At 69.7% G+C, this 15,017-nt stretch carries 13 protein-coding genes; 7 read left to right on the plus strand and 6 right to left on the minus strand.

All coding sequences use genetic code 11. The annotated features are described in order from the left end of the window. Positions 1-15 precede the first annotated feature (15 nt). From mshD to LWP59_RS39690, 6 genes are all read left to right on the plus strand, one after another. Positions 16-933 carry a mycothiol synthase gene (gene mshD, locus LWP59_RS39665; protein ID WP_144642829.1) on the plus strand — a complete coding sequence of 306 codons (918 nt, stop codon included), beginning with the start codon at positions 16-18 and terminating at the stop codon, positions 931-933. Between the two features lie 212 nt (positions 934-1,145). After that, the gene (gene pstS, locus LWP59_RS39670; protein WP_144642871.1) at positions 1,146-2,273 is read left to right on the plus strand and encodes a phosphate ABC transporter substrate-binding protein PstS; all 1,128 of its coding nucleotides are present in this window, start codon (positions 1,146-1,148) and stop codon (positions 2,271-2,273) included. Between the two features lie 138 nt (positions 2,274-2,411). After that, positions 2,412-3,356, plus strand: a complete 945-nt coding sequence (pstC, locus tag LWP59_RS39675; RefSeq protein WP_144642828.1) for a phosphate ABC transporter permease subunit PstC — start codon at positions 2,412-2,414, stop codon at positions 3,354-3,356. 3 nt (positions 3,357-3,359) lie between these two features. Further along, positions 3,360-4,286 (plus strand): phosphate ABC transporter permease PstA, encoded by a 927-nt coding sequence (pstA, locus tag LWP59_RS39680; protein WP_144642827.1) that lies wholly within the window; start codon positions 3,360-3,362, stop codon positions 4,284-4,286. Between the two features lie 11 nt (positions 4,287-4,297). After that, positions 4,298-5,077 (plus strand): phosphate ABC transporter ATP-binding protein PstB, encoded by a 780-nt coding sequence (gene pstB, locus LWP59_RS39685; RefSeq protein ID WP_144642826.1) that lies wholly within the window; start codon positions 4,298-4,300, stop codon positions 5,075-5,077. Positions 5,078-5,200: 123 nt separating this feature from the next. Beyond that, complete coding sequence (locus tag LWP59_RS39690) at positions 5,201-6,109, plus strand: EamA family transporter (protein ID WP_229857369.1); 909 nt, start codon at positions 5,201-5,203, stop codon at positions 6,107-6,109. Positions 6,110-6,203: 94 nt separating this feature from the next. Here the strand turns inward: LWP59_RS39690 and phoU are convergent, their stop codons facing one another. From phoU to LWP59_RS39715, 5 genes are all read right to left on the minus strand, one after another. Then, positions 6,204-6,869, minus strand: coding sequence for a phosphate signaling complex protein PhoU (phoU, locus tag LWP59_RS39695; RefSeq protein WP_144642825.1), 666 nt, complete (start codon positions 6,867-6,869; stop codon positions 6,204-6,206). 76 nt (positions 6,870-6,945) lie between these two features. Further along, the gene (locus LWP59_RS39700; protein ID WP_229857388.1) at positions 6,946-8,355 is read right to left on the minus strand and encodes an LCP family protein; all 1,410 of its coding nucleotides are present in this window, start codon (positions 8,353-8,355) and stop codon (positions 6,946-6,948) included. Positions 8,356-10,242: 1,887 nt separating this feature from the next. Then, entirely contained in the window at positions 10,243-10,980 is a 738-nt protein-coding gene (locus LWP59_RS39705) for a GGDEF domain-containing protein (RefSeq protein WP_144646276.1), read from the minus strand. A gap of 243 nt (positions 10,981-11,223) precedes the next feature. Then, a complete protein-coding gene (locus LWP59_RS39710) occupies positions 11,224-11,571 on the minus strand; it encodes an MmcQ/YjbR family DNA-binding protein (protein ID WP_144646278.1) in 348 nt (115 codons plus the stop codon). A gap of 50 nt (positions 11,572-11,621) precedes the next feature. Continuing rightward, positions 11,622-13,322, minus strand: coding sequence for a bifunctional metallophosphatase/5'-nucleotidase (locus LWP59_RS39715; RefSeq protein ID WP_144646280.1), 1,701 nt, complete (start codon positions 13,320-13,322; stop codon positions 11,622-11,624). Positions 13,323-13,501: 179 nt separating this feature from the next. Between LWP59_RS39715 and LWP59_RS39720 the strand changes: the two genes are divergently transcribed. Next, a complete protein-coding gene (locus LWP59_RS39720) occupies positions 13,502-14,134 on the plus strand; it encodes a VanZ family protein (protein ID WP_144646282.1) in 633 nt (210 codons plus the stop codon). A 240-nt stretch (positions 14,135-14,374) separates the two neighbouring features. Here the strand turns inward: LWP59_RS39720 and LWP59_RS39725 are convergent, their stop codons facing one another. Beyond that, on the minus strand, positions 14,375-15,007 hold the full coding sequence (locus LWP59_RS39725) for a class I SAM-dependent methyltransferase (RefSeq protein WP_144641876.1): 633 nt from the start codon (positions 15,005-15,007) through the stop codon (positions 14,375-14,377). Positions 15,008-15,017 lie beyond the last annotated feature (10 nt).

The following is a 15,017-nucleotide window of genomic DNA, read 5'->3' on the forward strand; positions in this document are numbered from 1 at the left end:
GGTAGTTTCGTACCCATGCTGAACCTGGTGTGGGTCGACGAGCTGGACGGTTCCGCCCTCGACGAGGTCCGCGCGCTGTTGCTCGCGGCCCGCGAGGTCGACGGGCGCCCGGAGGTGGACGCGGGCGGGCCGTTGCCCGACGAGTTCTCCGGCGGCCTGCACCTGCTCGCACATGCCGAAAGCGACCTCGTCGGCTACGCGCACCTGGACACCACCGGTGACTCGTTCGGCCGTCAGGTGGCCGAGCTGATCGTGCGGCCCGACCGGCGGCACCGCGGGTTCGCCACTCAGCTGGTCGAAGCCTTGGTGGACAAGGCAGGCGCGGTCGTGTCGCAGGACAAGCTCCGCGTCTGGTCGCACGGGGACCACCCCGCCGCGGCCCGCATCGCCGAGCGCGCGGGCTTCACGCGTGCCCGCGAGCTGCTCGTCATGCACGCTCCCGTCGCGGAGTCCGACTGGCCCGAGCCGTCGCTGCCCCAGGGCGTCACGCTGCGCACGTTCGTCCCCGGACAGGACGAGCAGGCGGTCGTCGACGTCAACGCACGCGCCTTCGACTGGCACCCGGAGCAGGGCGCGCTGACCGTCGAGGAGCTGCGCGCGACCGAGGAAGAGGACTGGTTCGACGCGGCCGGGTTCTTCCTCGCCGAGCGCGACGGCAAGGTGATCGGATTCCACTGGACCAAGGTGCATCCGGCCGATCCGGACCGGTTCGACGGCGAGCCGGTGGGCGAGGTCTACGTCGTGGGCGTCGACCCGGGGGCGCAGGGCGGCGGCCTCGGCAGGGCGTTGACGCTGGCCGGCCTGCGTCATCTGCGCGAGCGAGGTCTGGGACACGTCATCCTCTACGTCGAAGGTGACAACGCGCCGGCGATCGCGGTCTACTCGCGGCTGGGCTTCACCCGGTACGCGGTGGACGTCCAATACGCACGGTAATCGCATCACGGGCGAGGTTAACCGACGGCCAACGACCCGTCACAGACGGCGAACTCCCTGGTCACAGCTAGGACACAGGGCGCTTTCGGTGGCGTACACCACGCTGTTCCAGCACCTCTGTTCACCTTGCGTTCATCCATCCACGGTCACCCGTCCACCCTGTCTGCCTAGTGTCCGATTGCGACAAGCTCAGACAGCTGGAGGACATGACAGTGAAGATCATGCGGCCGATGGGCGCAGTCGGCATCGTGGCGAGCGCCGCCCTCGTCCTTGCCGCCTGCGGCTCGGACCCGGCCTCGAACAGCAGCGGCACCCCCACCTCGGGTGCGGCGGCTGCGGCGACCGGCACGGCCAACGTGGTGTGCGGGGGCAAGACCCCGCTCTCGGGCGAGGGTTCCACCGCCCAGAAGACCGCGGTGGACGTCTTCGCCCAGCAGTACGCCAAGGCCTGCCCGGGCCAGGTGGTCAACTACAACGCGACCGGTTCGGGCGCGGGCGTCAAGCAGTTCAACGCCAAGCAGGTCGACTTCGGTGGCTCGGACTCGCCGCTGAGCGGTTCCGACGCCGACGGCGCGAAGGCCCGCTGCGCCGGCAACCCGGCCTGGGACCTGCCGATGGTCATCGGCCCGATCGCGATCGGCTACAAGCTCGACGGCGTCACCTCGCTCACGCTGAACGGCGAGGTCTCGGCGAAGATCTTCAACGGCCAGGTCAAGACCTGGAACGACCCGGCGATCGCCGCCCTCAACCCCGGCGTGAACCTGCCCGCGAAGCCGATCCAGGTGTTCTCGCGCTCGGACGACTCGGGTACCACCGACAACTTCCAGCACTACCTGGCCGCCGCCTCCAAGGGCGCGTGGACCCAGGGCACCGGCAAGGCGTTCAAGGGCGGCGTCGGCAACGGTGCGTCGGGCTCGAACGGCGTGGCCTCGGCCATCCGCGCGGCCGACGGCGCGATCGGCTACCTGGAGTCCTCCTACGTCAAGGACGGCATCACCGCGGCCAAGATCGACAGCGGTTCCGGCGGGGTCGAGCTGAGCCCGCAGAACGTCGGCAAGGCGCTCGACGCGGCGGTGTTCAAGAGCCCGGGCAGCAACGACCTGGCGATGGACCTCGACAAGATCTACGCCGCCAACACCCCGGGTGCCTACCCGCTGCTGCTGGCCACCTACGAGCTGGTGTGCTCGAAGGGCTATGACGCGGACACCGCCAAGGCGGTCAAGGCGTTCCTGACGGTCTCGGCCACCACCGCCCAGCAGCCGATCGCGGACAAGGGCTTCGTGCCGCTGCCGCAGAGCCTGCAGAACAAGGTGCTGACGGCCATCAACGCCATCTCGTAGTACCGGAAGACCCGGAATTGGGTTGGACTGGACATACCCGATGAGCGAGCCAACCTCGACGCGGAAGCCCACCGGACACCCCGGTGGGCTTCCGTCGTCGTCCGAAACCCCCCGGAGGCCACGATTTCGGCGCAACCAGTGACCCGGGACCGGACCAAGGTCCGGCCAGGCGATCGCATCTTCAAGAACCTGAGCACGGGCGCGGGCGTCTTCGTCGTGGCCCTCATCGGACTGATCGGCCTTTTCCTGCTGGTGCAGGCGATCCCGGCGCTCAAGGCCGACAACGTCAACTTCCTGACCTCGCGGGCCTGGTCGACCGGCGACCCGGGAAACCTGCAGTTCGGCATCCTCGACCTGTTGCTGGTCACCGTGTACTCGTCGCTGGTGTCGCTGGTGTTCGCGATGCCGATCTCGCTCGGCATCGCGCTGTTCCTCACCCAGTACGCACCGCGACGGCTGGCCCGGCCCTTCGCCTACGTCATCGACCTGCTGGCCGCGGTGCCGTCGATCATCTTCGGCCTGTGGGGCATCCTCGTGCTCGCGCCCGTGCTCGCGCCGGTCTCGCAGTGGATCAACCGCACGCTCGGCTGGATCCCGGTCTTCGGGCAGGGCAACGTGTACCCGAACTTCACCGGCACGATCTTCACCGCGGGCGTGGTGCTCGCGGTGATGCTGCTGCCGATCATCACCTCGCTCTCGCGCGAGGTGTTCGAGCGCACGCCCACCACGCACATCGAGGGCGCACTGGCGCTGGGCGCGACGCGCTGGGAGGTCATCCGCACGACGGTGCTGCCGTTCGGCAAGGCCGGCTACATCGGCGCGTCGATGCTCGGCCTCGGCCGCGCGCTCGGCGAGACCATCGCCGTGACGGTGATCCTGTTCATCCCGCGTGGCGGGCACTTCGACTGGACGATCTTCGACGGCGGCGCGACCTTCGCCTCGCAGATCGCCACGAACGCCAGCGAGTTCAACAACCCCACCTCGGCCGGTGCTTACATCGCGTCGGGGCTGGTGCTGTTCGTGCTGACCTTCGCGGTGAACTTCGGGGCGCGAGCCATCATCGGTGACAAGAAGGGCGACTGAGTCATGACGAGCACGCTCTCCGAGACCGAGCGGCCGGCGATCTCACCGGCGTTCCAGCAGATCAGCACCGCCCGCAAGGTCAAGAACGGCGTCGCGACGGTGCTGGTGTGGCTGTCGTTCCTGGTCGCCGTTGTGCCCCTGGTGTGGGTGCTCTACACGGTGGTCGCCAACGGCATCAAGCGCATCCCCTACACGAACTGGTGGACGCAAGACTTCGGCTCGGTGCTGTCCGACGAGGTCGGCGGCGGCGTGCTGCACGCGATCATCGGCACCCTGGAGCAGGGGCTGGTGTGCGCGGTCGTCGCGGTGCCGCTCGGCCTGCTGGTCGCCATCTACCTCGTCGAGTACGGCCGCGGCACCAGGCTCGCGAAGCTCACCACGTTCATGGTCGACATCCTCTCCGGGGTGCCCTCGATCGTGGCCGCGCTGTTCGTCTACGCGCTGTGGATCACCACGCTGGGCATGCCGCGCAGCGGGTTCGCGGTGTCGCTGGCCCTGGTGCTGCTGATGATCCCGGTGGTCGTGCGGTCGGCGGAGGAGATGCTCCGCATCGTGCCGGACGACCTACGCGAGGCCTCGTACGCGCTGGGCGTGCCGAAGTGGAAGACGATCATGAAGGTCGTGCTGCCCACCGCGTTGTCCGGCATCATCTCCGGCATCATGATGGCGCTGGCCAGGGTGATGGGCGAGACCGCGCCGCTGCTGGTGCTGGTCGGCTACTCGGCCTACGTCAACTGGAACCTGTTCGACCACGAGCAGGCCGCGCTGCCGCTGCTGATGAACAACGAGCGGGCGACCAACACCATGGATCCCGGTAGCGTCGGCTTCGACCGCATCTGGGGAGCTGCGCTGACGCTGGTCCTCATCATCGCCCTGATCAACCTCGTCGCCACGGTGGTCTCCCGCCTGGTCGCACCGAAGAAGAAGTGAGCTGATCCGCCATGGCAAAGCGAATCGACGTCAAGGATCTGGACATCTACTACGGCAAGTTCCACGCCGTGGACAGCGTGACGCTGTCGGTGCCGCCGCGGATGGTCACCGCGTTCATCGGGCCGTCGGGGTGCGGCAAGTCGACAGTGCTGCGCACACTGAACCGGATGCACGAGGTGATCCCGGGCGCCCGCGTCGACGGCGAGGTGCTGCTGGACGGGGAGAACATCTATGCGTCCAATGTGGACCCGGTGCAGGTGCGGCGCACCATCGGCATGGTGTTCCAGCGGCCCAACCCGTTCCCCACGATGTCCATCCGGGACAACGTGGTCGCCGGGCTGAAGCTGGCGGGCGGGGCGGGCAACAAGAAGCAGCTCGACGAGATCGCCGAGCGGGCGCTGCGCGGGGCGAACCTGTGGAACGAGGTCAAGGACCGGCTGAACAAGCCGGGCGGCGGGCTCTCGGGCGGGCAGCAGCAGCGGTTGTGCATCGCGCGGGCGATCGCGGTGCGCCCCGACGTGCTGCTGATGGACGAGCCCTGTTCGGCACTGGACCCGATCTCGACGCTGGCGATCGAGGACCTGATCGGTGAGCTGAAGAAGGACTACACGATCGTCATCGTCACCCACAACATGCAGCAGGCGGCGCGGGTTTCGGACCAGACGGCGTTCTTCAACCTCGCCGGCGTCGGCCAGCCCGGCCGGCTGGTCGAGCTGAACGACACGGAGAAGATCTTCTCCAACCCGAACGAGAAGGCGACCGAGGACTACATCTCCGGCCGCTTCGGCTGAGGTTCTGCGGGTTTGCGGCGGCTCGGCGACCGGCGGCGCGGTGCGCGGCCCGCACCGCGCCTGACCCGTCATCCCGGAAGACCTCTGTCGGAAACTGTCGGACCCCCCGGTTACGGTCGGGACGTGGTTTCGGTACACGTGGAAGACGCCGGGAACCGGCTGCCCCGGCCCCGGCCGCCGGCGAGCGCCGGCCGGGTGCTGGGTCTCGTCCCGGCACCGCTGCAGGTCCTGGTCGGGATCGTCAGCGTGCAGGTCGGCGCCTCGCTGGCCAAGCAGCTGTTCTCCGTCGCGGGCCCGGCGGGCACGGTCGCGGTGCGGCTGTTCTTCGCCGCGCTGGTCCTGCTGCTCGTGTGGCGTCCGGCGCTGCGGCTCGGCCGCCGCGCGTGGCCGGTCGTGCTCACCTACGGCGTCGTGCTGGCGCTGATGAACCTGAGCTTCTACCAGGCCCTCGCCCGGATTCCGCAGGGCATCGCCGTGACGATCGAGTTCCTCGGCCCGCTGGTCGTCGCGCTGGCCGGGTCACGCAGGCTGATCGACGCGCTGTGGGCGCTGCTCGCAGCGGGCGGCGTCGTGCTGCTCGCCGAGACGCGCGGCGACCTGTCCACGGCCGGTCTGCTCTTCGCGCTCGGCGCGGGCGTCTGCTGGGGCGCGTACATCCTGCTCAGCGCGGCGCTGGGCAGCCGCACGTCCGAGGGCAAGGGGCTCGCACTGGGCATGGCCGTCGCGGCGATCATCGCGATGCCCGCCGGCGTCACCGAGGCCGGCACCGGGCTGCTCTCCCCGTGGATCCTGCTGATCGGGCTCGCGGTGGCGCTGCTGTCGTCGGTGATCCCGTACTCGCTGGAGCTCGAGGCACTGCGCAAGATCCCACCCCGCGTGTTCGGGGTGCTGATGAGCCTCGAACCGGCGGTGGGCGCGCTGGCGGGCCTCGTGCTGCTGGGCGAGTCGCTGCACGCCCTGCAGTGGGCCGCGCTGTGCTGTGTCGTGGCGGCCTCGATCGGGGCCACGCGCTCCGCCAGGCCGGAGGTGTGACCTCGACTCAGCGAAGTGACGGCAGGACCGTGGACACGCTGCGGTACAAGGGACTCGAGCCGAGCATGTCCGTGCTGCGCAAGCGAATTCGCCGCTAGATGTCCTCGGCGGAGCCGTAGCCGGGCATCTTGCCGGTGGCGACGAAGACCATCCGCTTGGCGACCGACACCGCGTGGTCGGCATAGCGCTCGTAGAACCGGCCCAGCAGCGTGACGTCGACGGCGGCGGGCACGCCGAACTCCCAGTCCTTCGCCATGATCACGCTGAACAGGTGGCGGTGGATGTCGTCGACCTTGTCGTCCTCGGCCTCGAGCGAACGCGCGGCCTCGACGTCCCTGGACTTGATGACCTCTTCGGCGCGCAGCGCCAGCTTCACGACCGCGTCGCCCATCTCGGCGAAGTACGGGCGCACCGGCTCGGGCAGGGCGTGCTCGGGGTGCCGGCGGCGGGCCGCCTTGGCCACGTGCAGGGCGAGGTCGCCCATCCGCTCCAGGCTCTCCGCCGCGTGGATGACCGCGAGCACCGTCCGCAGGTCGGTCGCGACCGGGGCCTGCAGCGCCAGCAGGGCGTAAGCCTGCTCCTCGCACTCGGCCCTGATGTCGTCGATCTTGGCGTCGTCGCCGATCACCTGCTCTGCCAGGGCGAGATCCGCCCCCAGCAACGCCCGGGTGGCCTTCTCCATGGCGTTCGCGACCTGAACGGACATGCCCGCCAGGTTCCCGGCCAGCTGTTCGAGTTCGACGTGGTAAGCCTCGCGCATGGCCACACCTTACGGGCTGAGCAGGGCGAACACCGCATCGCAGGATGAACCGGCGGTGAACCCCGCCTAACGAATGCTACTGATCGGACTGGTGGCTGCCGGCCGCCGTGCCGTTGCCGGCCTGGTTTTCCGGCGGAGGCGACGCCGGGGCGGTGCCCGGTAACGCTGTGTTGTCGATGAGCGCCTGGAACACCGCCTTGGCCTTGCTCTCCAGCAGCACCTCGTTGCCACGCGAGTTCGACTCACCGGTCGTCGGCACGGTCATGAAGTTGACCTTGGACGGGTCGAGGCCCTTCATCGACTGGGCCAGGGTGAGCATCTGGTCCACGCCGATGTTGTCGCCGAAGGTCGACTTGGCGAACGCGGTGACGAAATCCGACAGCTGCGTCGGGTTGGTCAGCACGCCGTGCGACATCACCTTCGCCATCAGCGCGCTGATGAACTCCTGCTGACGCTTGATACGGCCGTAGTCCGAGGTCGGGTCGCCGATCACGTGCCGGGCCCTGACGAAGCTGAGGGCCTGGTCGCCGGAGATCGTCACGTCGCCGGTCTGGGAGACGACCATGCCGAGCACGCTGTCCTTGATCGGCGAGTCGACGTGCACGGTCACACCCTGCACGGCGTCGACCATGTCCTTGAACCCGCTGAAGTCGATCCCGACGAAGTGGTTGATCTTCATCCCGGTCAGCTGCTGCACCCACTTGGTGAGGCAGCGCGGGCCGCCGACGGCGTACGCGGTGTTGAGCTTGACCTTCGTCGCCGCGGGGACGAGCTCGCTGGTGTAGTCGTTCTTGGCGGAGTCGAACCGCTCGCAGGCGGGCCGGGAGATCTCCAGGTCGCGCGGGAACGAGATGACCACGGCGCGCTTCCGGTCGGCCGGGATGTGGGCGAGCATCACGGTGTCGGACCGGGCGCCCTCGACGTCGTCGGCGCTGCCGACGTTCTCCTCGGCCGTCGCGCCGGCGCGGGTGTCGGACCCGGCGATGATGAAGTTCTCGTCGCCGAGTTGCGCGTTGGCGTTCTGGATGTCGGTCGAGTTCTCGTCCAGCGCGGCGATCTGGGTGAACTTGCTGTTGAACCAGGTCTTCGTGCCCCACGCGGCGCCGGTGCCGAGGAAGACGAGCACCGCGAGCACGACGACGGTGATCCGTCCGATTCGGACGGTGCGTTCGTTGTGCCGCTGTTTCTTTTCCTGCAAACGGGTTTGTGGCGCGACCTCTTCGGCGGACTGGGCTTCTTCGACGGCTTCCGCCGGGGCGACCATGCGAGTGGCGGCGTCCTTCGCGGGACCGACGACGCGCTGCAGCCGGGTGCGGGTCTGCTCGAGCAGCTGCGCGGGGCGCGCGGTGAGCTTTTCGAGACGCTGCTTGCGTTTCGCCTCTTCGGCCTCGAGCTGGTCGTGGGCCGCGGAGAACCGGGCGAGGGTATTGTCGATCTTGCGACGCACCATGGTGCTGTCGTCGATCGGCTCCATCTCGTCGGTCATCGTCAGCCGGTCCTCCGGCGTGACGACGCGAGCCTTGGGTCTGGCCGGGCGAGCGGGGCTCGCTCCCTCGGCCGGCAACTCGGCCACCGGCTGCCCCGACGCCGCGTCGGCAGTGGGGCGGCCGTCCGCGCCGGCTTCCGGCGACGGGGCGGCACGCCGCGGCGGCTCGGCCGGCCCACGACGACCACCCGGCACCGGCACGTTGGCACCGACGGGACGACCGTTCGCTTCGGCCACGGGAGGCTCGGCGGGCCCGCGGCGATTGCCGGGCAACGGCATGTTCGGTGCCGACCGGCGGCCTTCCGGTTCGGCGGGCAGGTCGGTCGCCGAGCGGCGGGGGTCCGGCTCACCGGCGAGGCGGCGGACGGCCGGCGGCTCCGCCGCGAACCGCCGGGACTCGGGTTCCGGCGCCGCACGCCGGCCCGCGGGAAGCGGGCGGGAGGTCGGGCCCAGTGCTGGCTCGGCCCCAGCGGGACCGGGCCCCGCCTGCCGCGGGCCGCCACGCCGGGCATCCGGCGGCGGAGCCTGGCGGGATTCGGAGGGCTCCGGCGCAGACCAACGCCCCTCCAGCGACTGCGGCCCACCCCGCCGAGCCTCCGGCGGCGGAGCCTGGCGCGCATCAGGTGGCTGCGGGGCGACTCGGCGTTCCGGCGGCGGAACCTGGCGAGACTCCGAAGGCTCCGGCGCTGACCAGCGCGGCGGCGCAGGCGTCGCGTGGCGGGATTCCGGCGGCGGCACAGCACGACGCGATTCGGAAGACTCCGGCGCGGACCAGCGCGGCTCGGGAGGCAGTGGCGCAGCATGGCGCGACTCGGTCGCTTCCGGCGGCACAGCACGACGCGACGCGGGCCCCGGCGCACGGCGAGGATCCGAAGGCTCGGGCGCAGCACGGCGAGAGTCGGCGGGCGGGGGAACCGCACGGCGGGACTCGGAGGTCTCCGGCGCGGACCAGGGCTGTCCCGGCGCAGCGCGGCGCGCACCGGAAGGCGGCGGTACCGCGCGGGGCGGCTCCGGCGCGGAATGCCGGTTTTCCGGGACCTCCGGAGCGCCACGGCGACCATCGGGGCGCGGGCCCGAAGGCGCACCGGAGTGAGGTGGAGCGGGTGGCTCGGGCACCGCGTGGCGGGACTCGCCAGTCGCTCCGTGCTGCGGCTCCGGCCGCGCCGGCGGTTCGGCAGGCACACCCCGCCGCGCATCAGCAGGCACACCACGCCGGGACTCGGGCCGCGCGGGCGGCTCGGCGGGTACACCGCGTCGGGGCTCCCGCGGCGACGGCTCGCCACTCACACCGGGCTGTGGCTCCACCGGCACCGCGTGCCGCGACTCCGGCTGCTCGGCGCCGTGCCGGGGGGCGGAGTGGCGGGACTCGGGCGGGTCCGGGACCACGCGCAGCGGCGGGCGGCGCGTCGCGGGGGGCGGGGCCGCCGGCCGCCGGGGGACCGGGGGGTCCGCCGCGGGACGACGGTTCGCCGGGGGCAGCGACGGGTGCGAGTCCTTCGCATTGCGTTCGTGGGAGCTGGGGGTCTCCGTCGCCTCGAAGGTCGGCCGGATGCCGGTGTGCTGGGCCAGCACGTCGGACACGCTGATCCCGCCATGGGTGTCTATCGAACGACGCCGACGGGCACGCGAGTGCCCACCACTGCCACGGGAACCGGGGCCGGCGGCATGATCGTCTGGCACCCGGTCTCCTTCCAGTCTCTATCGACAGGCGAAATGCTGTCCCAAACCTTGATCGCCCGAACGGCGAGCATCGTTATCGTACGGATACTTGCTGTTCCTGACGACACCCTCCCGCGACTTTTTTCACATAGAGTGCGAGAAGGGGTGCGAGCTGCGACAAACGGGGTGAACCGATTGGCCTAATACGGAGGAAATACCCTCCGGAAACTACGGACAGTATTCGACGACCTGGTCGCCCGTCCGGTCCCGGTAAGCGACCCGATTGCGCCCCGCGTGCTTCGCGGCGTATAGGAGGTCATCCGCCTCCAGCACCTGCCCGCGATTCGCGACCGCCTCTCCCGATTCGTACGCGAGACCCACGCTGATCGTCACCGAAAGCCCCTGACACAGAGCTGACCAGGGATGATCTTCGACTCGTGCCCGTGCCAGCTCGGCGATGCGGACCGCGGTGTCGGGTGGGACCGCGGGCAACACCAGCATGAACTCCTCGCCACCGTAGCGTGCGCAGAAGCCGTGCGACGGGAGGCCTTCCCGCAAGAGCGTGGCGACCCGCCGCAGCACCTGGTCGCCGACGACGTGACCGAACGTGTCGTTCACGTTCTTGAACAGATCGATGTCGACGAGCGCGACGGCGAGCGGCTTGTGGGCATCCGACAGCAGATCCTCCAGCCGTCGGTCGAGATACCGCCGGTTGTACACGGCGGTGAGCGCGTCGCGCAGGCTCTCCTCGCGGGCCTGCGCCCGTTCGCGGCGCAACCGGTCCACCTCACGGCGCAGCTGCTCGGGAATCGACGGTTCGGCGCGGGCCAGATCCAGCGCCACCCGCAGGTGTTCGTACGCGCGACGCCAGTCGCCCTGCGAGGCGAGCGTGCCCGCGATCGACTCGTGCAGGCTTGCCTCGCCGGGCGCGACCTGCTTCGGCGTCACCGCTTCCACCTCCGTCACCCAGTTCTTGTCGTCTACATAGAGGCACGGCTTGAGTGATGAGTACGAGCAAACACGAATATCGCTCAACCGGACGACGACAGGTGGCTCTGTGTGTCCGTCACTACGACAGACGAGGCCCGTCGGCCCTTGCCCGAAGTGGCGTCGATCACCACCCGCAGCAGGTGAAATCCTTGTCTCAAAAGGAAAGTAACGAGGCCCGGCGGTTTCGGGTGAAAAGCTGGCGAGTACTCGGAGGGAGAATTAATGGCTTTCCGAATCGAATGCGTTGCGTAACTTCACCGAAGCCCTACGGCGCCAGGATTCCGTAATCAGCTCGGCCAGTTGTGTGCGGCCGACCCGCTCTAGATCGACGAGAATCGACGGGTAGCCGTCGTAGTGCGGGGTGGTGAAGAAGGCCGGGTCACCCGAAGCGAGCAGCGCTTCCTTCTCTGCGTGATCGCACATCAGCACCAGGCCGCCCTCGGCCTCGGTGCGCAGCCGGGCAAAGCCCTTGCCCGCGACCTTCAGCGCCGGGGTGCGGTACCACGTCGACTCCTCGACGCCGGGCAGCGCTACCCCGATCGCCACCACTTCTTCCCAGGTCGGCATGCGGCCCATTGTGCGCGAGCCACATGCCGACCGGCTTGGAGAAAACGGAACTACGGCACCACGGTGATGCGGTCCGCCGGCGGCGGGGCGATGCCCGGGTGCGTGCCGAGGTAGGCGACCAGCGCGTCGAGGTCGACCGGGCCACCGGCGAGATCCGTGCCCTTGGTGAACTCGGTGAACCCGTCCCCACCGGCGGCGAGGAAGTTGTTCACCGACACCCGGTAGCTCCCGTTCGGGTCGACGGGCACCCCGGCGACGGTGATGGCCGAGACGCGGGAGCCGATCGGCGCCGACTGCGAGTACGTGTAGTGCAGCGACGAGGAGATCTGCAGGATCCGCGTACTGGTCGCGGTCCACTGCTGCTCCAGCACGTTCTTCAGGTTCGCCCCGGTCAGCGTGATCGTCTGCATGATGTTCGAGAACGGCTGCACGGTGAACGCCTCGCCGTAGGTCACCACGCCGTCGCCCTCGCCGTTCGGCGAGGACGCGTAGGTCAGGTCGGCGCGGATACCGCCCGGGTTGGTGATCGCGAGCTGCGGGTTGTTCGCCGCGGTGCCCTCGAGCTGCGCGTCGGCGATCACGTCGCCCAGCGCCGACTCGCCGGACGGCGCGCCCGCGGCCCTCAGGTCCGCGGTGATGGTGCCGACCTGCTTGTTCGCGGTGGGCGCCGACTCCGTCGTCGCCTTGTCGACCAACTTCTGCACCGCCGGGTCCGGGGTGACGTCGCGGGTGACGATCTCGTTGTGCGCCGTCGTGGCCGAGCGCACCACGTCCCGGGTCCTGGTGTCGATCTTCAGGTCGACCACCGACAAGAGCCTGCCGAACGAGGCGCCCTGGATGACTGTGCGCGGGTTGCCCGCGGGGTCGTTGATCACGCAGTTGTACTGCTGGTGGCTGTGCCCGGTGAAGATCGCGTCGACGCTCGCCGAGACGTTCTTCGCGATCTGCGTAGCGGCACCGGGCGTGACGTTGCAGTCGTCGGGACCGCCGGTGGGCGCGTTGTCGCCCTGGTGCAGCAGCACGACCTGCGACCTGATGCCCAGCCGGTCGAGCCAGCCCGAGGTCCGGTTGATCGCCTCGACCTCGTCGTCGAACTTCAGGCCCTCGATCGCGGTCGGGGTGACGACGGTCGGCAGGTCCTCCAGCGTCGCGCCGATGACGCCGATCGGCATGCCGCCGGAGATCTTCACCGTGAACGGCAACAGCGCGGGCAGACCGTTGTCGAAGTAGACGTTGCTGCCCAGGAACGGGAAGTTCGCGCCCCGGTAGGACTTCTCGTACTGGCAGCCGTCGGTCGGGTGGCAGCCACCGAACTGCATGCGCTGCAGCTCCTGGTACCCCTCGTCGAACTCGTGGTTGCCGACCACGGAGGCCTGCACACCGATCTCGTTCAGGAAGTCGATCGTCGGCTCGTCGTGGAACAGCGCCGAGGTGAGCGGTGAGGCGCCGACGTTGTCGCCCGCCGACAGCAGCAGCGAGTTGCGCACCTGCGACTCCAGCTGCTTGACGTGCGTCGCGAGGTACGCCGCGCCTCCGGCGTCCACGGTGGTGCCGTCCGACAGCGTGACGCGGCCGGACGAACCGGCGGGAGGCTCGAGGTTGCCGTGGAAGTCGTTGAGCGTGATCAGCCGGACATCCGTGGTCGGGTCGGGCCGCTGCGCGGACGCCGGTGCGGCGGTGGCCACGAGACCGGCGAGCACCGCGGCGGTCACCGCTACCGTTCGCCGCAACAGGCGGGGTGAAAGCGTCATTTTCCCTCCAAAAGGCGCACAACCCGCTGGATCTTGCCTCCGCACCGCAACGGCCACCAGGTCCGAACGGCGGAAGCCGGCGTAAACGTCAGGTGATCGGCCATCCGGCCGATGCCGGACGCCCGGGTCCGGCTGGTCGACCGATCCGCGGCGGCACCTCCCGGCCATACGGTCGGATCATGACATCAGCGCAGGTCACGGCCTTGGCCACCGGACTACTCGTGTTCCTCGGACTCTGGGCGACCGTGCTCGTCCCGCAGCTCATCGTGCAGCGGGCGCGGTTCGGCCGGGTCGTCCCCGGCCGGGTGGCGGCAACCGCGGCGCTGCTCTGCTACGCGTGCCTGGCACTGGCGGTGGTGTTCCTGCCGCTGCCCGGTCCGCACGCGCGCCAGCTCTCGCAGACCATTCAGCTGGTGCCGTTCCAGTGGATCGCCGACGTGCACCGGGACGCGGCCGGCCCCGGCCTGCTCAACGCGCTGAGCACTACGGCGTTCGAGCAGATGACGCTGAACGTCGTGTTGTTCGTGCCGCTGGGCATCTTCGCGCGGATGCTGTGGCGACGCGGCTTCGTCGGGACGACACTGCTGGGCTTCGCGTGCTCACTGCTGATCGAGGTCACGCAGCTCACCGCGAACTGGGGCACCGCGCCGTTCCAGTACCGGATCTTCGACGTCGACGACCTGATCACCAACACCAGCGGTGCCGCACTCGGCTGGATCGCCGGTGCGTTGATGCTGGCCCTGCGGGCTTCAGCGGTCCGTGCGGAGACGCGCCGCGGGGTCGAACTCAGTGGCGCGCAGCGCCTCCGTTGAGGGTGGCGGTGGGAGACGGGCGGGCGGGTCCACCTCACCCAGGCGCGCTAGCCGCGCGGCTCGGCGAACGGCTTCCCGGCGAGCGGCCCGACGGTCCTCGAAGGCCACAGTCACCCCAGCGGCCGCGAAGATCAGCACTACGAGGCCGAGGACGATCGCGAGTTCCACGCCGCCTCCCTTGGCGTCGTCCTTGTGTGGCAGATCACACAGAGTACGCCTTCGGTGTGCTTTTAGCCACTGTTAGTCCGAAGAGGCGGAGAACCAGGTGGCGGTCGGGGTGAGGAAGCGGTCGAACACGAGGCCGGCCCCGGCGAGCAGGGCTTCGAGTTGTGGCTGATCCAGGCGCCGCGCGGTGAAGGACTGGGCCCACGAACGGCCGTGAGCCGTGTATCGAACAGTCGCTTCAAGAAGGTCGGCGTCGCGGGCGATCCCGGACAACCTGATCCCGACCTCGCCCAGCACGCCGCCCGCCCCGTCCTCGACGGTGTCGAACCACGCGGGCGGATGCCATTCGACGATCGCCCGGCCGCCCGGCGCGAGGTGCCGCGCGACCGCGGCGAGCACCGGAGCGCTGTCCGGTGCGTTGATCAGGTGGCTCGCCAGCAGGACCGCGTCGAAGCGGCGGTCCAGCCGCAGGTCCTCGATGCGGGAGCAGACCCGCTCCGCCCGCACGTGCGCCAGCATCTCCGGCGAGTCGTCGACCGCGGTGACCGGATGGCCCAGTGCCATCAGCCCGTGGGCGACGCGGCCGGTGCCGCACCCGAGGTCGAGCACGGCCGCCCCCGCGGGGACGGCGGCGTGCACGATCTCCGCCTCGCCGGCGGGTGGCAGGAGCGTGTAGAGCTCGACCGAACAGCCGTCCGCGGTCGTCATCCCGCCAGCC

Source organism: Amycolatopsis acidiphila (genome assembly GCF_021391495.1).
Taxonomy (GTDB): Bacteria; Actinomycetota; Actinomycetes; order Mycobacteriales; family Pseudonocardiaceae; genus Amycolatopsis_E; species Amycolatopsis_E acidiphila.